The sequence below is a fragment of the Pseudomonas sp. JQ36 genome (genome assembly GCF_053851495.1).
Genome location: NZ_CM132642.1, coordinates 3211495 through 3229966 on the forward strand (window position 1 = coordinate 3211495; position 18472 = coordinate 3229966).

Genomic DNA, 18472 nt, shown 5'->3' on the forward strand with positions numbered 1-18472 from the left:
AGAGGTTTTTAACATGGTCATCGATTTCAGCCGTCTGAACAGCTCCTCGTCACTTACGGGCAGTACACGTACCAGCAACGCCAAGGAAACCGCCGAATCCGGCACCTCCGCGCCGCTGAATACCCAGGCCGAAACGGCCAGTACCGCAAAAAGCGGGGAATCGGTACACCTCAGCAATGAGGCTCAACAGTTGCAGAAGGTCACTGACAAGCTGCGCGATCAGCCTGCCGTCGACAAAGCCCGCGTGGCCGAGTTGAAAGCAGCGATTGCCGATGGCAGCTATAAAGTCGACAGCAACCGTGTAGCCAGCAAACTGCTCAACTTCGAAGCCCAGCGCTAGGCTTTTGCCGGCGCCAGGCTTTTGGACGCTTAGAACCCAAGGCCAGCCATGCACGACACTAATTTATTGCAACTGATCACCGACGACTTTGCTCCAGCTCAACAATTGCTGGAGTTGCTGCAAACCGAGTCCCTCGCTTTGCACGGTCGTGACATGCCTTTGCTCGAAGACATTCTGGCGCGCAAACAGGCATTGATCATTCTGCTTGAACAGCATGGCCGCAAGCGCAGCGAAATCCTTGCCAGCCTCAACCTGCCGCTCGACCGTCAGGGCCTGGAGCAACTGGCCAGCCAGTCGAGCATTGGCGATCAGTTGCTGTCCCAGAGCGATGTACTGACCGACCTGATTGCCCAGTGCCAGGCCGCCAATGTGAAAAACGGTCAGTCGATCCAGATTCAGCAGGCCGCCACGGCCAATCAACTGAAAATCCTCACCGGGGGCGAGCCGCCAGCGCTGTATGACGCTTCTGGCACATTTGCCAAACCGACCAAGCCGCGCACCCTCAGCCAGGCGTGAGCCATTCGATGTGCCTGCACTATCAACCCGCGAAACATGCTGGCAAAATGCTGGCTAGTTATAGTCAAATTTTGTCTGGAGATTGAGAAAACGTGCCAAACGCCCTAAGCGCGGATGACAGTCCGCAGCCCCCAAAGGTGCTGACCACGCCCCTGGAAATCTCCAGCAACCTGCGCCAGCTGCAAGAAAGCCACGACCCGCTGATCATCACGTTCCACGAGCGCAGTCAGCGCTTCCAGAGTTACCTGATCAAGGTTGACCGGGAAACGGCAACGATTGCCCTGGATGAAATGATCCCGCGCGATGGCGAGCGTTTTCTGCTGGCGGGCGAACCGTTCAAGGTCGAAGGCTTCCACGATGGCGTGCGCATCGCCTGGGAATGCACCGGTACGCTGAACATTGAAGAGTCCGAGGGCGATCGCTTCTACACCGGCGAGCTGCCGACCGAAGTGGTTTACCACCAGCGCCGCAACGCCTTTCGCGCAGCCCTGAAGCTGACCGATCTGGTCAGCGTCGAACTTGGCGGCGAAAAGCTCAAGGCGCCAATCAACGGCAAATTGCTGGATATTTCCGCCACCGGCTGCAAGCTGCGCTTTGAAGGCGACATCACCGACCGCCTGCAATTGGGTCAGGTCTACGACCGCATGATCGCCACCCCGCTGTTCGGCAATCAACCTATCTCGGTCGAGCTGCGTTATCTGCACTTCGAAGAAAAGCTCAACATCACCTTCGCCGGCCTGCGCTTTCACAACATCAGTGGCCAGGCGGCGCGCAATGTCGAACGCTTCGTTTATCAGTTGCAGCGTGAGGCACGCCGGTTCGATAAAGACGATATGTGATTCGTACGAGCAAATAGAAAGGGCAGTCCCTGGCGGGACTGCCCTTTTTTATGCGCGATTGAATCTCGCGGCGACTGGAGATCCATTGTGGGAGCGGGCTTGCTCGCGAATACGGCCTGACATTAAAAATTGATGCTGGCTGACACGCCGCCTTCGCGAGCAAGCCCGCTCCCACATTTCAGGGTCTGGCCCCACTGATGTCCGGTGCTGGTTTATCCCCCTCATCAGCCGGATCAGTTTCCACCGCCGCTTCAGCAGGCTGCACTTCGGGTTCCGGTTCCGGCTCTGGCGTAACCGTGGTCTGCATCTGCTCCTGCACCACCTGCTCATCCACCCGCGGGTCGAGGGCGGCCACCAGCGGCGAGCTGGACATGCTGTCCGGCATCGCCACGTGGTGCAGCGGCGCGTCGTCGACCTGATGCAGATTGGTCACCGCTTTCGGCCGGATGCGCCACACCAGCACCAACGCAAAAAAGCTGAAAAACGCATACAGGCTCTGACTTCCGAACAGCTTCATCAGCACACCTGCCAGCAGCGGGCCGATGCTCGCACCGACACCGTAGGTCACCAGCAGCATCGCCGTCAGCGACACCCGGCGATCACCCTCGACGTGGTCATTGGAGAACGCCACCGCCAGCGGGTACAGGCAGAACTGCACCAGTGAACACATGAACCCGACGACAAACAGAACTTCCAGCGGCACCTGCGGCAGGATCGCCAACGGCAACGCCGCCACCGCCAGGAACCCGGCAAAGCAGCGAATCAGCAGCGCCCGGTCATAACGATCGGACAGCCAGCCCAACGGCCACTGCACCAGCAGTCCGGCAAAAATGCAGCTACCCATGAACAGACCGACCTGCTCGGTCGACAGCCCCTGCTGCGACGCATACAGCGGCGCCAGACCGTAGAACGAGCCGATGATCAAGCCGGCGCCCAGCACCGTGCTCAACGACTGCGGCACCCGCTTGATAAAGAAGCGCGGTTCCATCGGTGCCGGATGCAGTGGCGCCGGGTGAATCCGGCGGGTCAGCGCCACCGGCACCAGACACAGGGCAAAACACAGCGCGACCAGCATCAGCAGCTCCAGACCGAGGCCCGGGTGCATGACCAGAATCAGTTGACCGAGCACCAGCCCCAGATACGAAGCGATCATGTAGCCACTGAATACCAGCCCGCGCTGGTTGGCGTCGGCCTGCTCGTTGAGCCAGCTCTCGATCACCATGTATTGGCACATCATGCCCAGACCGACGATGGTCCGCAGCACCAGCCACGCCGGCAGCCAGTCGACCAGGCCATGCCCGAGCACCGCCGCGCCGACGATCCCGGCACACGCCGAATACGCCCGAATGTGTCCGACCCGGGCGATCAAGCGGTGACCGATCTTGCCGCCCAGCACCAGGCCGAAATAGTTGGCCGCCATCAGCGCACCGACCCACAGCCCGTCGACATTGTCAGCGGCCAGGCGCAACGCCAGGTAAGTAGATAGAAGGCCCGAGCCGATCAACATCATCAGCGAGGCGAAATACAGCGCTCGAAAGGATTTCCAGATTTGGCGCATCGGCGTTCCGAGCGGCTCCTTGCAGTGAGTATCGGGCTATCCAGACGATAGCCCGACGGCGACAGTTAGTCAGGCCTGGGCTGCTAGAACACGCCGTTCCCAGGGAATGATTTCATCAAAGAAGCTGGTCAACTCCATGGTCTTCGAAGCGATGTAGCCTTCGATGAACTCCTGTCCGAACAGTTCCCTGGCCAATTGGCTACGTTTCAGACGTTCGAGTGCGGCATGCAAGGTACACGGCAGCGAAAGATTGTCCGGCACTTCGAATTCGCCCTGAATCGCCGCAGTCGGTTCCAGCTCATGCTCGATCCCATGCAAGCCGGCGGCCAGACTCGCGGCAATCGCCAGATACGGGTTGGCGTCGGCGCCCGGCAAGCGGTTTTCCACGCGACGAGCCACCGGCGAACTGGCCGGAATCCGCAGCCCTGCGGCGCGGTTGTCGTGCGACCAGCAGGCATTGTTCGGCGACGCATACGGGTGGCACAGACGCTGATAGGAGTTCACGTTCGGCGCAAACAGCGCAGTGAAATCGGCCATGCCCGCCTGCTGCCCGCCGATGAAATGGCGGAACATCGCGGTCGGCTGGCCGCTCTCGTCACTGAACACATTCTTGCCAGTGGCGATCTCGACCAGGCTCTGATGAATGTGCATCGAGCTGCCCGGTGTGTGCGCCAGCGGCTTGGCCATGCACACCACGCTCAGACCATGCTTGAGCGCGACTTCCTTGAGCAGGTGTTTGAACAGGAAGGTCTGGTCGGCCAGCAACAGCGGATCACCGTGCAGCAGATTGATCTCGAACTGGCTGACGCCCATCTCATGCATGAAGGTATCGCGCGGCAGGCCGAGGGCGGCCATGCATTTATAGACTTCACTGAAGAACGGCCGCAGACCGTTATTGGAACTGACGCTGAAGGCCGACTGCCCATCCTCGCGACGTCCGTCGAGGCCGACTGGCGGACGGAACGGCTGGGTCGGATCAGTGTTCGGCGCGAAGACGAAGAATTCCAGCTCGGTCGCCACTACCGGCGCCAGACCGCGTGCGGCGTACCGGGCAATGACTTTCTTCAATTGACCGCGGGTCGACAGGTTGGAGCTTTCGCCGCTCAGTTCGTCGGCATCGCAGATGGCCAGGGCACGTGGCTCGTCGCTCCATGGCAGGGGATGGATCATGCTCGGCTCGGCCACCAGCGCCAGATCGCCGTCATCACTACCGTAAAACCGCGCCGGCGGATAACCGCCCATGATGCATTGCAGCAGCACACCCCGCGCCATCTGCAAACGCCGTCCTTCGAGAAAACCCTCGGCGGTCATCACCTTGCCGCGCGGCACGCCGTTCAAATCCGGCGTGACACATTCAATCTCATCAATGCCGGTCAGTCGCTGCGCGAGTGAACACTGGCCATCGGTTGTCATGACGCAATCCTTGTTATTGTGCGAGCCGCGAACGGCGACCCGTACAAAATAGGCTCCGGCTGTTCGGAATATCAAGCAGCGTCAAACAAAATAAACTGCCTTTCATTCCCCCTGTAGGAGCTGCCGCAGGCTGCGATCTTTTGATGTTGCTTTTGAAAGACAAGATCAAAAGATCGCAGCCTGCGGCAGCTCCTACAGGGGGCATGCCTTCAGGGCAGGTAGAGGCTGAACACCCCGCCACCCAACGGCCCGCCATTGCGAATTTCGGTTTGCCCGACCACGCCATTGCGCTGATGCAAAGCAGCAATGCGATTGGCGAAATACAGGCCCAGGCCGGTGCTGCCGCTGCCGTGATTGATGCCCTGCACATAATCGGCTTGACGTTCGAGCATCTCGGCCGGGTAACCGTCGCCGTCATCGTTGATGCTCAATACCAGTTGCCCGGCCTCGTCGCTGACGGTAATCAGCAGCGACTCGCGGGCATAACGAATGGCGTTGTTGATGCAGTTGCCCAGCACCGATGCAACCAATTCGCGATCGAAGAAACCCAGCGGGCTCAGCGGATCGACTTCGTAGGTAGCAATGATCCCGCGACTGGCGAACACCTCTTGATGCGCGGCCAGTTGCGCCTCGATGAAATCATCCAGCTCGTGATACGCCGGTTGCAGCGGCAACTGGTTGACGCCGAGTTTGTACAGCCCGAGCAACTGCACCAGCATGCCGTTGAGGTGGGCGAACTCGAAGTCGATCACGCCCTGCTCCGCTCCTGCGCGCTGCCCCTCGGGCAAGCGCGCCAGCCACTGGCTGTGGGCCTGCATCAGCATCGCCAGCGAGTTCTTCATGTCGTGAACGGTGGAGGCAATCACCGTGGAGAAATCCAGAGCCTGCTCGTCTTGGTTCATTCGCCAAACGCCTTGCTTTTCAGCTTCTGATAACGCGCAAAACGCGCGTCGGTGTCGGGCATCAGGCCGACCATTTTCAGGCAGGCCCGACATTCTTCCAGCTCCGCCGACGGCACACTGGTGTCGGTGCCGTGCAGCAGCGACTGGGCCATGTTCAGCGCGATACTGATGTTTTTCGGTTGCATCTTCAGCGCCTTGCGGAAGACTTCGCGGGCCTCCACCAGGTTGCCGGTCTTGTACACACGCACGCCCTGCCGGTTGAGGTCGGCCGCGGCGTTGCTCGAACTGAGGATAGTCGGGTCGTCAGTAAGCTTGGCGATGTCTTTCATCACCGCCGGATCGTCACCGTAGATCTCCGCACAGCTCTTGAGCATCGACGTGCCCGCCTCGGCCTGACCGAGCATCTGCAATTGCTTGGCGACCAGCAGCGCCGCCTCGGGACTCATGAACTGCTCCATGCCGTCGAGGCGCATCAGCGCTTGTTCGGTGAGCTTGTCGGCGGTCTCGGCATCGTTGAGCAGCAGACTGGTGGCCTTCATCAGGCGCGCACGAATCTGCAGGCCGGGGTCAGACGGATTCTCTTTGGCGACGGCGCTGAGCGTGGTGTTGATCTCCAGCCGGGTGCGCGTATCGAGCCCGCGCTCACTGCCCTTGCTGATCAAGGCATGGGCCAGGCCGAGGTTGCTTTCCGGGTCCTTGAAACGCGACTGCGCGCCCTGCGCCACCGCCTGACGATAGGCCCGGGACGCGGTGTCGAAATCCTCGTTGGTCATCGCCAGTTTGCCGAGCAACGCCTGCCGGCGCACCGCCAGCGGCGACAAACGAATCGCCTCCTCCAGCACCCGCTGCGCGCCCTTGGTGTCGCCCTCGGCGACCAGCACATCGGCCATGCCGTCGTACAACGCCGGCATCATCGGGAACACTTTCAGCGCTTTTTCGTAGACATCTTTGGCCTGCGCCACTTGCCCACGCTTGAACAGCAACTTGCCCAGCCCGGCAAACGCCCACGGCAACGGCCGGTCAGCGATGATGCTGTCGTAGAGGCGTTCAAGGGCTTCGTTCTGATTCATATCGCGCAGCGCATCGGCGCGATAACGCAGGCACAGCGGCGAATAACGGATGTCCTGTTTGCACAGCGCAATACAGGCATTGAGCACCTCGACCGGTTTACCACGATCAAGGGCTTGCAGAATCGGTTTGAGCAACGTCTTGCGCTGCTCCAGACGCTCCAGGCGCTGCGCCAGGCCGGAGCGGTTGAACGGCTTGGTCAGGTAGGCATCCGGCTCATGCTCCAGGGCACTGAGCACCATCGCCTGACTGGTCTCGGCCGTGACCATGACAAACACCGCTTCATGGCTGATGAGCTTTTCCGACATCAGGTCTTCCAGCACCTGCTGGCCGTTCTTCTTGCCGTCGCCGAGGTGGAAATCCTGCAGAATGAAATCGTAGGACTTCTGCGCACACATCTTCAGCGCCTGCTCGCCGGTATCGGCGGTATCCACATCCTTGACCCCCAGTTCGCGCAGCATCGAGCGGACGGAACTGCGGAAATCCGAGAAATCATCGACGATCAGAAAACTCTTTTGGTGATACGACAGCATCGAGGATTTCCAGGCAATTGAAGTGAGGGCAATTTCAGGCGCGCAGATGATAGCTGCCGGCCAAATGCTATCAAGCGATTTCACGCGACTTTTAAGTCACCGAGTGGGTTATCGGCCACAAGTGACGTTCTCTGAAGCGGACACTTCAAGATTCCTCGCGCAGCGATTAACCTGCGCACCGACTCACCTTTCCCCCTACAAGGTTTATCTCGTGTACATCAAAGGACGTTGCATCGTGTCCGCCTGTGCGCTGCTGTTTTTCCAGCAGGCGATGGCGGGCGGAATGGATTGTGCGAAAGCGGCGAGTGCCGTGGAGAAGGCTGTCTGTGCGGATAAAGGGTTGTATGCGCTGGATGCGCAGATGGGTGGCGCATACAGCAAACTCATGAGGTCAGCGCCAGATAAAACGGCCGAGCTTAAAGGCGCTCAGCGCCTTTGGCTAAAGACCCGCAATCAATGCGTTGAAAATGTCAGTTGCCTTAATCAGCGTTATCGCGAACGGCTCGAATCATTGCAAACGCAATGGATCGATACGCTGGCGTACTTGCCCGACGAGATAGACAGACAGGCGATGGTCGAGCTGCAGCAACGTATCGAGGCGGCGAGCAAGGTTGATCCCGAGTTTGCTCTGGAAAAGACTCTAGGTGCATTCACGGTAAGCCTTGATAAAACTTCGTTTGCCGGTGTTCCCGATGATGATGAGCAAACGCACTTTCCCGAAACGATCCCGAAAGGAGTGAGCCAGGATGAATGGAAGGCATTGAATGCATCCAACATCACAGGTGCCTCTGAAATGGGTCAAACGACTTACATCCTTACCGATCTGAATGGCGATGGATTGCGCGACCTGATCGTTGAAACCTACTCAGGCGGCACCGGGTTGTTCTGGTACACCGAAACCTGGCACGGCACAGGAAGCAGGTTCACCAGACGAGGTTCCGAAGCTGCTCCCGAAACCAACGCCGAGACCACCCTTTTCTACACCAATGATCGCGGCGCCAACCAAGCGGTCAACTGGATCAAGGTGCATGACAGAATTTACGCCGCGTACCGAGATGGCGCGTACGGTGCTGATAAGGTCTATCTGCTCAATCCCCTGCGGATCAACCATCAGGTCCCCACGATAACGGTGCAGTATGGTTATGAACTGAACGTGCCTCGCACTCAGGCGAATCAGGACAATCCGACAGCCTATGAACTGGCCCCCACCGTACAAAAAGCGCTCACTCAAGGTTTATCCAAGATAAGAAATACGGAGTCGAAGAACCCGGCCCCCATCTGCCCAATCCCCCCGTCAGGCCAGGGGGACGATGACTATTACAGCTACGGCGCAAGTTATTACGCGGTTGAACCCGTCGCCGATTTCCCGGTGATCATTGGCGACGACTGCTTTATCGCCAGACTGATCAATTGGTTTGGTAGCTACGATGAAAAAGTCGGGCTGTTTGCGCAACTGGCGTTGCGAAAGCCGGGATCAGAAGAACAGGCACAAAGCTATACGGTCAACGGGCGCCGCCACATAACTCAAGTAAGCACCTCAATAGGTAAAGCCGACGGTGGCGCGGCAAACTAGCCAGCAGCAATGAAACGAAAAAGCCCCGCCAGATCATCCTGTGCGGGGCTTTTTTGCGAACCTTGGCGAGGCTCTGAATGATGGTGTCCCAGGGCAGGTTCGAACTGCCAACCTTCCCCTTAGGAGGGGGATGCTCTATCCAATTGAGCTACTGAGACACTGAGTTGTCGCGGCCGGACACCGCGCGACGGACGGCGTGCATGTTAACGGCCAGCCCCTGATTTGTCATGTCGTCCGTGGGCTTTTTAAGTGTAGGCAGGCGCCTTGCAATGCTGCGGGAACATTTACCGTGCAATTTGCACTACCGCAAAAAGCCATCATTGCAGATTGCAACCCGCACCCAGTGAAAAACCATTCCAAATCCTTGTTTTTAAAGGACTTCACAGCGGTTAGACTGTTGGCACGCCGGCTGCTTTGTCTGTTCTCATAACAGCTCAACCGGAGTCCGCCCCATGAACAGCACTCTCCTGCTCGCAAACGCAATCGCCCTGGCGATTTTGGTGGGCTTTCATTTTGTTCCCGAGGGTGCTGAACCGGTGGCCCAGCGCATGCCGCATTACTTGCAGGTGCAGAAAGCGCCACAGTGGGCGGTGCTGAGTGACCAGAGCGACTTCGCGGCACAGGCGGTCAATGAGCCTGAGCAAGCATTGCCGACGCGCGACACCGAACGTCTGGTTTTTTGAAATATCTTCAGGAGTACAGCATGTCCAGATCAGCCGCAGGATTTCTGATCCTCGCCTTATTGAGTGGCGTTGTGCATTTTTCGCTGTTCGAGGAAACCTCAGTCACCCTGCCCCTGATTGGCTGCGGCGTGTTTGCGGTGTTGTTTGTGCTGGCCCTGGTGGCCGGGCGCAGGATCAAGTTTGACCCGGTGCTGCGTTAAGCCGGATCAAGTCCAGCAGTTGCTTGACGGCGTCCGCCAGGTCGCCCGAGTTGTCGATCATGTGCACGGGCAAGTCAGTTGCCCTTCTGTCCTTGAAAAGCGCATTGCGCGCCAGCCTTGCATCGATCTGCTCAGGAGTCTCCCGACCTCGCCTGAGCAGACGTTCACGCAAGACCTCGTCCTTGACCGTCAGCAAAACCGGCAGCAGGCTCGGATAGCGCTCCAGCGCCTGACGCAGGTTGGCGCGCGAACCGTTCACCAGCACATGCCGTCCGGCACTTAACCACTCGTCGATTTCTGACGGGATGCCGTAAGCCAGCCCATTGGCGTGCCATGCCAGCGCGAAATCCCCGGCTTGCTGGCGTCGCTCGAACTCTTCAGGCGAAACACCGATGGCATCTTCACCGACCGATTCCGCAGAGCGGGTGATCACTCGGCGGATGATTTCGCAGTTCATCACCCGCAGTGGCTCACTCGCAGCCTCGATCAGGCTGTCCTTGCCTGAGCCAGAGGGTCCCATCAGATAAATAAGCCTGCCATCCATCCTGAAAACGCCCTCCAACGGGTGTTTGCCCTAGTAAATCGGCAAATTGCCACTATCCTGTACACATAAGGAACAAGGATCGAAAGCCGCATAGCATGCACGTTCTGAGGTCTTCGGACATCAATGGATGTGCATCAGGACGCGGCCAGTGATGCGGGTCGAGGCAAAGTTTTCCAACCAGTCCGCATTTCTGATAATTGGTGCTGGCATTACGCCTTTACCCAGCTCAATATTTGTCACAGAATTGACGCCAATGATCTGGCAATTTTGAGGCATGATGCGGGCCTCTTAACAATTCAGGTTGAACCATTTGGCGCGGATGCTTGTCCTACCACACATCCTGCGGCCAATCCCGAGAACCGCTCCCCTGAACTAACCGGTTAAATATATGCGCCCATTGAAACAGGCAATTTATTCCAGCCGTACGGCTGACAAGTTCGTCGTACGTCTGCCAGACGGAATGCGTGAACGCATTGCCGAGGTGGCTCGCAATCATCATCGCAGCATGAACTCCGAGATCATTGCGCGCCTTGAGCAGAGTCTTATTCAGGAAGGTGCACTGGGCGAAGAGTTGAGCATGCGCCTGGACAGCCCGGAGCTTTCATTGCACGAGCGTGAGCTGCTGCAACGCTTCCGCCAGCTGTCTCATCGTCAACAGAACGCTCTGGTGTCGCTGATCGCTCACGATGCCGAGATGGCCGCAGACGCGTCCTGAGTTACACCGAATATCTAAAGCCAGCTTAAGTGCTGGCTTTTTTTTGCCCGGATTTTAATCACGACAATGAGGCAGACTTTGTGGTGAGGGGATTTATCCCCTCCGCAGATCCCCCCTCACCACAGATCAATACACAAGCACAGATAACTACACAGGCACAAAAAAGCCCGCCATTTCGGCGGGCTTTTGCATGGCAGCGAATCAGAGCAGGAAGATCGTCGCCAGCCCCAGGAAGATGAAGAAGCCGCCGCTGTCGGTCATCGCCGTGATCATCACGCTGGCGCCCATCGCCGGGTCGCGGCCCATCTTGGCCAGCGTCATCGGGATCAACACCCCCATCAGCGCCGCGAGCAGCAGATTGAGGGTCATCGCCGCCGTCATCACCACCCCCAGCGACCAACTGCCGTAAAGCAGGTAGGCGACCACACCGATCACCCCACCCCAGACCAGACCGTTGATCAATCCCACCGCCAGTTCCTTGCGCATCAGGCGCGAGGTGTTGCCGGTGCTGACCTGGTCGAGCGCCATGGCACGCACGATCATGGTGATCGTCTGGTTACCGGAGTTGCCGCCGATACCCGCCACAATCGGCATCAGCGCCGCCAGCGCCACTAGTTTCTCGATCGAGCCTTCGAACAGACCGATCACCCGCGACGCGACAAATGCCGTGATCAGGTTGATCGCCAGCCATGCCCAACGGTTGCGCAGGGATTTCCAGACGGAGGCGAAGATGTCTTCCTCTTCGCGCAGACCGGCCATGTTGAGGACTTCGCTTTCGCTCTCCTCACGAATCAGGTCGACCATTTCGTCGATGGTCAAACGGCCGATCAGCTTGCCGTTCTTGTCGACCACCGGGGCCGAGATCAAGTCGTAACGCTCGAACGCCTGAGCCGCGTCATAGGCGTCTTCGTCCGGGTGAAAACTCACCGGATCGCTGGCCATGACTTCAGAAACCTGTTTCTCCGGGTCGTTGACCAGCAAACGCTTGATTGGCAGCACGCCCTTGAGCACGCCGTCGTAATCGACCACGAATAGTTTGTCGGTATGGCCCGGCAGCTCTTTGAGACGACGCAGGTAACGCAGAACCACTTCGAGGCTGACATCCTCACGGATGGTCACCATCTCGAAGTCCATCAGCGCACCGACCTGCTCCTCGTCATAGGACAAGGCCGAACGCACGCGCTCGCGTTGCTGCTGGTCAAGCGTCTCCATCAGCTCATGGACGACGTCTCGCGGCAGCTCGGAGGCCAGGTCAGCGAGTTCGTCGGCATCCATGTCCTTGGCCGCAGCCAGGAGCTCGTGATCGTCCATGTCGGCGATCAGCGTTTCCCGAACGGAATCGGATACTTCGAGAAGAATGTCGCCGTCGCGATCAGCCTTGACCAGTTGCCAGAGCGTCAGACGGTCGTCCAGCGGCAAGGCTTCAAGGATGTAGGCAACGTCGGCGGAGTGCAGATCATCGAGTTTGCGTTGCAGCTCGACGAGATTCTGCCGGTGAACCAGGTTCTCGACCCGGTCGTGATGCGCGCCTTCCTGGCGATGAGTCAGGTCTTCGACGACCTTCTGGCGCTGCAGCAGCTCAACGACCTGAGCCAGGCGATCCTGCAGGCTTTCCTGTGTTTTCTTTACTTCGATTTCGGACATAGGCGAACTCCACTCCCAGCAGCGGGGCACGCCGGAAGGATCAATCAGTCAATTCATGATTGGTGAAACGGGCTACTGAATAACTACTGGGTAAGTCCATGGAGGTTTTCCATAAGCCCCGGCGGGGCTGACGGGCGCAATGATACACCGCCTGACGGTTTTAAACGTTAAAAAATCTCGGCCGAAACAAGCGCTTGCGAAACAAACCTGAGCGCTGTCCTGATCCTTGCAAATGCGACGACTCATTCTGAAAAGAAAACACACCGGCGCTCAAAAATGTAGCGGCTACCCTTGAGCGTAGACCGTCAAGGAGGACGTCGAATGCGCTCTGCAACATCCAGTTTTTTACTCATCACCCTGCTCTGCCTGCCGCCCGCCGGGGCCACCACCAGCCTTCACCGCTGCGAGGCAGCCGACGGCGGCATCACCTTCACCAGTCTGAGTTGCGCGAACGACGAGCAGCGCTCGGTACAGCACGTTCACCCCTACTCGCCCGGATCCGTCGTACCGATCATGCCGGAACACAACCACGAGGAAATATCCGGTATGACAATCAGGGGACGTGAACCGGGCATCGTTGGCCGCCTGGAGGATAAATGTGGAAACCTGATCGATGCCAGGCAGCGCCGCGCAGCGATCATCAATCAACGAGTGATTGCCGGCATGAGCCAACAGGACGTCGAAAGCGCGCTCGGCAAACCGGACAAAGTGAACATTCGAACGTCGACGACGAGCTATCGCTATGAGCTGAAACGAGGCCGCAGTGCTCAAGTCGATTTTGATGAGAGGGGATGCGTGAAAGGAAAAGCCAAATCGCAGACAACAAAAAGCCCGCGTTAAACGCGGGCTTCTTGAATATGGTGCACTCGACAGGATTCGAACCTGTGACCGCTCGGTTCGTAGCCGAGTACTCTATCCAGCTGAGCTACGAGTGCATTTTGTGTTTTTAGACCAGATCACAACTGGTTGAAGCCGAGTTGCCTGTATTGCTACAAACGACTCTTAAATGGTGCACTCGACAGGATTCGAACCTGTGACCGCTCGGTTCGTAGCCGAGTACTCTATCCAGCTGAGCTACGAGTGCATGTGTGTTTTTAAACCAGACCACAACTGGCTGAAGCCGAGTTCTTTATATCGCTATAAACAACTCTTAAATGGTGCACTCGACAGGATTCGAACCTGTGACCGCTCGGTTCGTAGCCGAGTACTCTATCCAGCTGAGCTACGAGTGCATTTGTTGCGCCGCATTATAGCCCGTCTAATCTCTATTCCAACCACTTTTTCTAATAAATTCAAGAACTTACAGAAAAAGCCAGATTACAACGTACTAAGCAAATAATGGCGGAGAACGGGGGATTCGAACCCCCGACACCCTTTTGAGGTGTACTCCCTTAGCAGGGGAGCGCCTTCGGCCACTCGGCCAGCTCTCCGCAACACGGGGCGTATATTAACCACCTTCTTCCCCGTTTGCAAACATAAAAATCGATAAAAATTAATGGCTTGGTTCTTCGTCCTTCTCTTTCTTTATACGCAGGTAAATTTCCTCACGGTGCACGGCAACCTCTTTCGGGGCGTTGACGCCGATGCGCACTTGATTTCCTTTGACGCCGAGCACGGTCACGGTGATTTCGCCATCACCGATAATCAGGCTTTCTGCGCACCGACGAGTCAGAATCAGCATACCTTTCTCCTCACGCATTTCATTTCAGGGACAACAGTCTGCAAAAAAAAGGCACCCGACCTACAACCGGAGCGATCGTAGCCCTACATGCCTGAGTATTGACCAGCGCGAGCAAAAGAACAGTTCAGGGCTCGCGCCATTCAAAAAATAAAGGGCGCGGTCAGACCGCGCCCTTCAGGTGACCGGATTACTCGCCCTGACGAGCCGGAGCGTCCAGTTCGAAAGCCGTGTGCAGGGCGCGCACGGCCAGTTCCAGGTACTTCTCTTCGATCACCACGGAAACCTTGATTTCCGACGTCGAGATCATCTGGATGTTGATGCTTTCCTTGGCCAGGGATTCGAACATGCGGCTGGCCACGCCTGCGTGGGAACGCATGCCGACGCCGACGATCGAGACCTTGGCAATCTTGGTATCACCCACCACTTCCCGGGCACCGATCTCGCGAGCGGTGTTTTCCAGCACGGTCTGTGCGGCCTGGTAGTCGTTGCGGTGCACGGTGAAGGTGAAGTCGGTGGTGTTATCGTGCGCGACGTTCTGCACGATCATGTCGACTTCGATGTTCGCGGCACTGATCGGGCCGAGAATCTTGAACGCCACGCCCGGGGTGTCTGGCACGCCACGGATGGTCAGCTTGGCTTCATCGCGGTTGAAAGCGATGCCGGAAATGATCGGCTGTTCCATGGTTTCCTCTTCATCAATAGTAATGAGGGTGCCCGGACCCTCCTTGAAGCTGTGCAGTACGCGCAGCGGAACGTTGTACTTGCCGGCGAATTCCACCGCACGGATCTGCAGCACCTTGGAACCGAGGCTGGCCATTTCCAGCATCTCTTCGAAGGTGATCTTGTCCAGACGCTGAGCGACCGGCACCACGCGCGGGTCAGTGGTGTAGACACCATCGACGTCGGTGTAGATCTGGCACTCGTCAGCCTTCAATGCAGCCGCCAGTGCCACGCCCGTGGTGTCGGAACCGCCACGGCCGAGGGTGGTAATGTTGCCGTGCTCGTCGACGCCCTGAAAACCGGCGACAACCACCACGCGACCTGCTTTCAGATCACCGCGAATCTTCTGGTCATCAATCTGCAAGATACGCGCTTTATTGTGCGCACTGTCCGTCAGGATCCGCACCTGATTACCGGTGTACGACACCGCCGGCACACCGCGCTTGATCAGCGCCATGGCCAACAGGGCAATCGTCACCTGCTCACCGGTGGAGACGATCACGTCCAGCTCACGCGGAACCGGTTGCACGTCGCCACTGATTTGCTTGGCCAGATCGATCAGACGGTTGGTTTCGCCGCTCATTGCAGACAGCACAACCACCAGGTCATCGCCGGCATCGCGGAATTTCTTAACCTTGTCGGCGACCTGCTCGATTCTCTCGACAGTACCGACCGAGGTGCCTCCAAATTTCTGTACGATCAAAGCCATTTCAAAGCCGCCTCTGCCCATGAAGGGCGCCCAATAATCACTCGAACAGCCGCCGGGCCCGCCACTAGACTGCGGGCCCGGCGGGCCGTCTTATAAACCCTGCTCGACGAATGGAACGGTCAGCGCCAGTGCGCCATCCAGTGCGCCGGCGTCAACACCGCCGCCCTGCGCCATGTCCGGACGACCACCGCCCTTCCCGCCCACTGCCGCAGCAGCCTGTTTCATCAAATCACCGGCTTTGAGTTGGCCAGTCAGGTCCTTGGTTACACCTGCAACCAGTACGACCTTTTCCTCATGGACACTGCCGAGCAGGATCACTGCGCGGCCGAGTTTGTTTTTCAGCTGATCGACCAGCGCCAGCAGCGCCTTGCCGTCCTGACCATCCAGACGTGCAGCCAGAACCTTCACGCCTTTGACGTCGACTGCCGAGTTCGACAGATCGTCGCCCGCGGCGCTGGCAGCCTTGGCCTGCAACTGCTCGAGTTGCTTTTCCAGCGCGCGGTTGCGCTCCAGCACGGCCGACAGCTTGTCGATCAGATTGTCGCGGCTGCCCTTGACCAGGTTGGCCGCTTCCTTGAGTTGTTCTTCAGCAGCGTTCAAGTAAGCCAGTGCCGCAGCACCGGTGACTGCCTCGATACGACGCACACCCGATGCCACACCGCCTTCGCTGATGATTTTCAGCAGGCCGATGTCGCCGGTACGGTTGGCGTGGATACCGCCACACAGCTCGACGGAGAAATCGCCGCCCATGCTCAGCACGCGCACGTTGTCGCCGTACTTCTCGCCGAACAGCGCCATCGCGCCTTTCTGCTTGGCGGTTTCGATGTCGGTTTCTTCGGTTTCAACCGCGGAGTTCTTGCGGATCTCGGCGTTGACGATGTCTTCCAGCGCCTTGATCTGCTCCGGCTTGATCGCTTCAAAGTGGCTGAAGTCGAAGCGCAGACGCTGGCTATCAACCAACGAACCCTTCTGTTGAACGTGCTCGCCCAACACCTGACGCAATGCAGCGTGCAGCAAGTGAGTTGCGGAGTGGTTCAACGAAGTCGCGTGACGCACCTCGGCATCGACGTGGGTTTCCACTGGCGCGCCGATGGTCAGGCTGCCGGAATCCAGCACGCCGTGGTGCAGGAAGGCACCGCCGGTCTTGGTGGTGTCACGGACGTCGAAACGCGCGTTGCCCGCCTGGAGGAAACCGCAGTCGCCGATCTGGCCGCCGGATTCAGCGTAGAACGGCGTCTGATTCAGCACGATCACCGCCTCTTCGCCTTCACTCAAGACGTCGACCGACTGACCGTCTTTATAGATAGCGACGATTTTTGCCGAACCGCTGGTGTCTTTGTAACCGGTGAACTCGGTGGCCACGTCAACCTTGACCAGGGTGTTGTAGTCCAGACCGAACGAGCTGGCCGAACGCGCACGAACACGCTGGGCTTCCATTTCACGCTCGAAGCCGACTTCGTCAACCGTCAGGCCGCGCTCGCGAGCGATGTCGGCCGTCAGGTCCATCGGGAAACCGTAGGTGTCGTAGAGTTTGAACACCACGTCGCCCGGCACCACGGTGCCTTTGAGTTCCAGCAGATCCTGTTCGAGAATCTTCAAGCCGTGCTCCAGGGTCTTGGAGAACTGCTCTTCTTCGGCCTTCAGTACGCGTTCGATGTTGCTCTGCTGCTTCTGCAGTTCCGGGAAGGCTTCGCCCATCTCGGCGACCAGTGCAGCGACGATCTTGTAGAAGAAGCTGCCGGTAGCGCCCAGCTTGTTGCCGTGACGGCAGGCGCGACGAATGATCCGGCGCAGCACGTAGCCACGACCTTCGTTGGACGGCAGCACGCCGTCGGCGATCAGGAAACCGCACGAACGGATGTGGTCGGACACCACTTTCAGCGACGACTGATCGCCATTTTCGCAGCCGATCGCTTCGGCCGAGGCCTTCAGCAGGTTCTTGAACAGGTCGATGTCATAGTTGGAATTGACGTGCTGCATCACCGCACTGATCCGCTCCAGGCCCATGCCGGTGTCGACCGATGGCGCTGGCAACGGATGCAACACGCCATCGGCGGTGCGGTTGAACTGCATGAACACGTTGTTCCAGATCTCGATGTAACGGTCGCCGTCTTCTTCAGGCGAACCCGGTGGGCCGCCCCAGATGTGGTCGCCGTGATCGTAGAAAATCTCGGTGCATGGGCCGCACGGGCCGGTATCGCCCATGGTCCAAAAGTTGTCGGAGGCGTACGGCGCACCTTTGTTGTCGCCGATGCGGATCATGCGCTCGACCGGCACACCGATCTCTTTGGTCCAGATGTCATACGCTTCGTCATCGGAGGCGTAGACGGTGACCCAGAGTTTTTCCTTCGGCAGTTTCAGAACGCCGGTCAGGAAGGTCCAGGCGAAGGTAATCGCGTCGTGCTTGAAATAGTCACCGAAGCTGAAGTTACCGAGCATTTCGAAGAAGGTGTGGTGACGAGCGGTATAACCGACGTTTTCCAGGTCGCTGTTCTTGCCACCGGCACGCACGCACTTCTGGCTGCTGGTTGCGCGGGTGTACGCGCGCTTTTCCTGGCCCAGGAAGCAGTCCTTGAACTGGTTCATCCCCGCGTTGGTGAACAGCAGGGTTGGGTCGTTGCCCGGAATCAAAGAGCTGGAGGCTACACGGGTGTGGCCTTGCTCTTCGAAGAAGCGAAGGAAGGCTTCACGGATTTCTGCGCTTTTCATTAGGTTCTTCCACGGAGGCTGCGGCCAAAGGCCTGTACGAAACGTCAACAGACGAAACGACGGCAAAGGGCCGCATTATATCGGCCCTTCGCGCGGGGTACAGCGTGTTTATACGATAGTAACGG

Annotated in this window: 17 protein-coding genes and 5 tRNA genes; 8 read left to right on the top strand and 14 right to left on the bottom strand. The window is 58.3% G+C overall.

Features of this window, described 5'->3' with window-relative positions:
* Positions 1-13 precede the first annotated feature (13 nt).
* From flgM to ACS4NR_RS14410, 3 genes are all read left to right on the top strand, one after another.
* Positions 14-340 carry a flagellar biosynthesis anti-sigma factor FlgM gene (gene flgM / locus ACS4NR_RS14400; RefSeq protein ID WP_007917589.1) on the top strand — a complete coding sequence of 109 codons (327 nt, stop codon included), beginning with the start codon at positions 14-16 and terminating at the stop codon, positions 338-340.
* A 48-nt stretch (positions 341-388) separates the two neighbouring features.
* On the top strand, positions 389-856 hold the full coding sequence (locus ACS4NR_RS14405) for a flagella synthesis protein FlgN (protein WP_027612275.1): 468 nt from the start codon (positions 389-391) through the stop codon (positions 854-856).
* A gap of 92 nt (positions 857-948) precedes the next feature.
* Positions 949-1695, top strand: a complete 747-nt coding sequence (locus ACS4NR_RS14410; RefSeq protein ID WP_095137136.1) for a flagellar brake protein — start codon at positions 949-951, stop codon at positions 1693-1695.
* Between the two features lie 178 nt (positions 1696-1873).
* On the opposite strand, the gene ACS4NR_RS14415 is transcribed toward ACS4NR_RS14410, so the two are convergent.
* The 4 genes from ACS4NR_RS14415 to ACS4NR_RS14430 all read right to left on the bottom strand — a co-directional run bounded on the left by ACS4NR_RS14415 (position 1874) and on the right by ACS4NR_RS14430 (position 7169).
* A complete protein-coding gene (locus ACS4NR_RS14415; protein WP_456017732.1) occupies positions 1874-3253 on the bottom strand; it encodes an MFS transporter in 1380 nt (459 codons plus the stop codon).
* Between the two features lie 69 nt (positions 3254-3322).
* The gene (locus tag ACS4NR_RS14420; RefSeq protein WP_456020389.1) at positions 3323-4564 is read right to left on the bottom strand and encodes a glutamine synthetase family protein; all 1242 of its coding nucleotides are present in this window, start codon (positions 4562-4564) and stop codon (positions 3323-3325) included.
* Between the two features lie 311 nt (positions 4565-4875).
* Positions 4876-5568 (bottom strand): sensor histidine kinase, encoded by a 693-nt coding sequence (locus ACS4NR_RS14425; protein WP_456017733.1) that lies wholly within the window; start codon positions 5566-5568, stop codon positions 4876-4878.
* Complete coding sequence (locus ACS4NR_RS14430; protein ID WP_095137132.1) at positions 5565-7169, bottom strand: tetratricopeptide repeat-containing response regulator; 1605 nt, start codon at positions 7167-7169, stop codon at positions 5565-5567. Before ACS4NR_RS14430 ends, ACS4NR_RS14425 begins: the two co-directional genes overlap by 4 nt.
* A gap of 211 nt (positions 7170-7380) precedes the next feature.
* Between ACS4NR_RS14430 and ACS4NR_RS14435 the strand changes: the two genes are divergently transcribed.
* Positions 7381-8742 (top strand): lysozyme inhibitor LprI family protein, encoded by a 1362-nt coding sequence (locus ACS4NR_RS14435; RefSeq protein ID WP_456017734.1) that lies wholly within the window; start codon positions 7381-7383, stop codon positions 8740-8742.
* Positions 8743-8823: 81 nt separating this feature from the next.
* Here the strand turns inward: ACS4NR_RS14435 and ACS4NR_RS14440 are convergent.
* Positions 8824-8900 (bottom strand) — tRNA-Arg (locus ACS4NR_RS14440).
* Between the two features lie 294 nt (positions 8901-9194).
* Here ACS4NR_RS14440 and ACS4NR_RS14445 point away from each other — a divergent pair.
* Together ACS4NR_RS14445 and ACS4NR_RS14450 are read left to right on the top strand one after the other, a co-directional pair.
* Entirely contained in the window at positions 9195-9425 is a 231-nt protein-coding gene (locus tag ACS4NR_RS14445; protein WP_095137128.1) for a hypothetical protein, read from the top strand.
* 20 nt (positions 9426-9445) lie between these two features.
* Positions 9446-9625, top strand: coding sequence for a PA3371 family protein (locus tag ACS4NR_RS14450; RefSeq protein ID WP_027612267.1), 180 nt, complete (start codon positions 9446-9448; stop codon positions 9623-9625).
* Here ACS4NR_RS14450 and phnN read toward each other — a convergent pair.
* Positions 9600-10169, bottom strand: coding sequence for a phosphonate metabolism protein/1,5-bisphosphokinase (PRPP-forming) PhnN (gene phnN, locus ACS4NR_RS14455; RefSeq protein ID WP_456017735.1), 570 nt, complete (start codon positions 10167-10169; stop codon positions 9600-9602). The two genes, ACS4NR_RS14450 and phnN, sit on opposite strands and share 26 nt — an antisense overlap.
* A 388-nt stretch (positions 10170-10557) precedes the next feature.
* Here phnN and ACS4NR_RS14460 point away from each other — a divergent pair, with 388 nt between their 5' ends.
* Positions 10558-10884: an Arc family DNA-binding protein gene (locus ACS4NR_RS14460; protein WP_003178899.1), complete on the top strand. Its 327-nt coding sequence runs from the start codon at positions 10558-10560 to the stop codon at positions 10882-10884.
* A gap of 201 nt (positions 10885-11085) precedes the next feature.
* On the opposite strand, the gene mgtE is transcribed toward ACS4NR_RS14460, so the two are convergent.
* Entirely contained in the window at positions 11086-12528 is a 1443-nt protein-coding gene (gene mgtE, locus ACS4NR_RS14465; RefSeq protein WP_047599679.1) for a magnesium transporter, read from the bottom strand.
* 321 nt (positions 12529-12849) lie between these two features.
* Here mgtE and ACS4NR_RS14470 point away from each other — a divergent pair, with 321 nt between their 5' ends.
* Positions 12850-13368: a cell envelope protein SmpA gene (locus ACS4NR_RS14470; RefSeq protein WP_095137125.1), complete on the top strand. Its 519-nt coding sequence runs from the start codon at positions 12850-12852 to the stop codon at positions 13366-13368.
* Between the two features lie 18 nt (positions 13369-13386).
* On the opposite strand, the gene ACS4NR_RS14475 is transcribed toward ACS4NR_RS14470, so the two are convergent.
* The 7 genes from ACS4NR_RS14475 to alaS all read right to left on the bottom strand — a co-directional run bounded on the left by ACS4NR_RS14475 (position 13387) and on the right by alaS (position 18347).
* Positions 13387-13463 (bottom strand) — tRNA-Arg (locus tag ACS4NR_RS14475).
* A 72-nt stretch (positions 13464-13535) separates the two neighbouring features.
* Positions 13536-13612, bottom strand: a tRNA-Arg gene (locus ACS4NR_RS14480).
* Positions 13613-13683: 71 nt separating this feature from the next.
* Positions 13684-13760 (bottom strand) — tRNA-Arg (locus ACS4NR_RS14485).
* A gap of 107 nt (positions 13761-13867) precedes the next feature.
* A tRNA-Ser gene (locus tag ACS4NR_RS14490) sits at positions 13868-13958 on the bottom strand.
* Between the two features lie 62 nt (positions 13959-14020).
* Entirely contained in the window at positions 14021-14209 is a 189-nt protein-coding gene (gene csrA, locus ACS4NR_RS14495; RefSeq protein WP_002554426.1) for a carbon storage regulator CsrA, read from the bottom strand.
* Positions 14210-14396: 187 nt separating this feature from the next.
* A complete protein-coding gene (locus ACS4NR_RS14500) occupies positions 14397-15638 on the bottom strand; it encodes an aspartate kinase (protein WP_025112914.1) in 1242 nt (413 codons plus the stop codon).
* A 90-nt stretch (positions 15639-15728) separates the two neighbouring features.
* Positions 15729-18347, bottom strand: coding sequence for an alanine--tRNA ligase (gene alaS, locus ACS4NR_RS14505; protein WP_204895096.1), 2619 nt, complete (start codon positions 18345-18347; stop codon positions 15729-15731).
* Positions 18348-18472 lie beyond the last annotated feature (125 nt).

Bases quoted from the DNA above. Each gene is read 5' to 3' on its own strand.
- flgM (WP_007917589.1), top strand. From the start codon at position 14: ATGGTCATCGATTTCAGCCGTCTGAACAGCTCCTCGTCACTTACGGGC.
- ACS4NR_RS14405 (WP_027612275.1), top strand. From the start codon at position 389: ATGCACGACACTAATTTATTGCAACTGATCACCGACGACTTTGCTCCA.
- ACS4NR_RS14415 (WP_456017732.1), bottom strand. From the start codon at position 3,253: ATGCGCCAAATCTGGAAATCCTTTCGAGCGCTGTATTTCGCCTCGCTG.
- ACS4NR_RS14420 (WP_456020389.1), bottom strand. From the start codon at position 4,564: ATGACCGCCGAGGGTTTTCTCGAAGGACGGCGTTTGCAGATGGCGCGG.
- ACS4NR_RS14425 (WP_456017733.1), bottom strand. From the start codon at position 5,568: ATGAACCAAGACGAGCAGGCTCTGGATTTCTCCACGGTGATTGCCTCC.
- ACS4NR_RS14430 (WP_095137132.1), bottom strand. From the start codon at position 7,169: ATGCTGTCGTATCACCAAAAGAGTTTTCTGATCGTCGATGATTTCTCG.
- ACS4NR_RS14445 (WP_095137128.1), top strand. From the start codon at position 9,195: ATGAACAGCACTCTCCTGCTCGCAAACGCAATCGCCCTGGCGATTTTG.
- ACS4NR_RS14450 (WP_027612267.1), top strand. From the start codon at position 9,446: ATGTCCAGATCAGCCGCAGGATTTCTGATCCTCGCCTTATTGAGTGGC.
- phnN (WP_456017735.1), bottom strand. From the start codon at position 10,169: ATGGATGGCAGGCTTATTTATCTGATGGGACCCTCTGGCTCAGGCAAG.
- ACS4NR_RS14460 (WP_003178899.1), top strand. From the start codon at position 10,558: ATGCGCCCATTGAAACAGGCAATTTATTCCAGCCGTACGGCTGACAAG.
- mgtE (WP_047599679.1), bottom strand. From the start codon at position 12,528: ATGTCCGAAATCGAAGTAAAGAAAACACAGGAAAGCCTGCAGGATCGC.
- ACS4NR_RS14470 (WP_095137125.1), top strand. From the start codon at position 12,850: ATGCGCTCTGCAACATCCAGTTTTTTACTCATCACCCTGCTCTGCCTG.
- csrA (WP_002554426.1), bottom strand. From the start codon at position 14,209: ATGCTGATTCTGACTCGTCGGTGCGCAGAAAGCCTGATTATCGGTGAT.
- ACS4NR_RS14500 (WP_025112914.1), bottom strand. From the start codon at position 15,638: ATGGCTTTGATCGTACAGAAATTTGGAGGCACCTCGGTCGGTACTGTC.
- alaS (WP_204895096.1), bottom strand. From the start codon at position 18,347: ATGAAAAGCGCAGAAATCCGTGAAGCCTTCCTTCGCTTCTTCGAAGAG.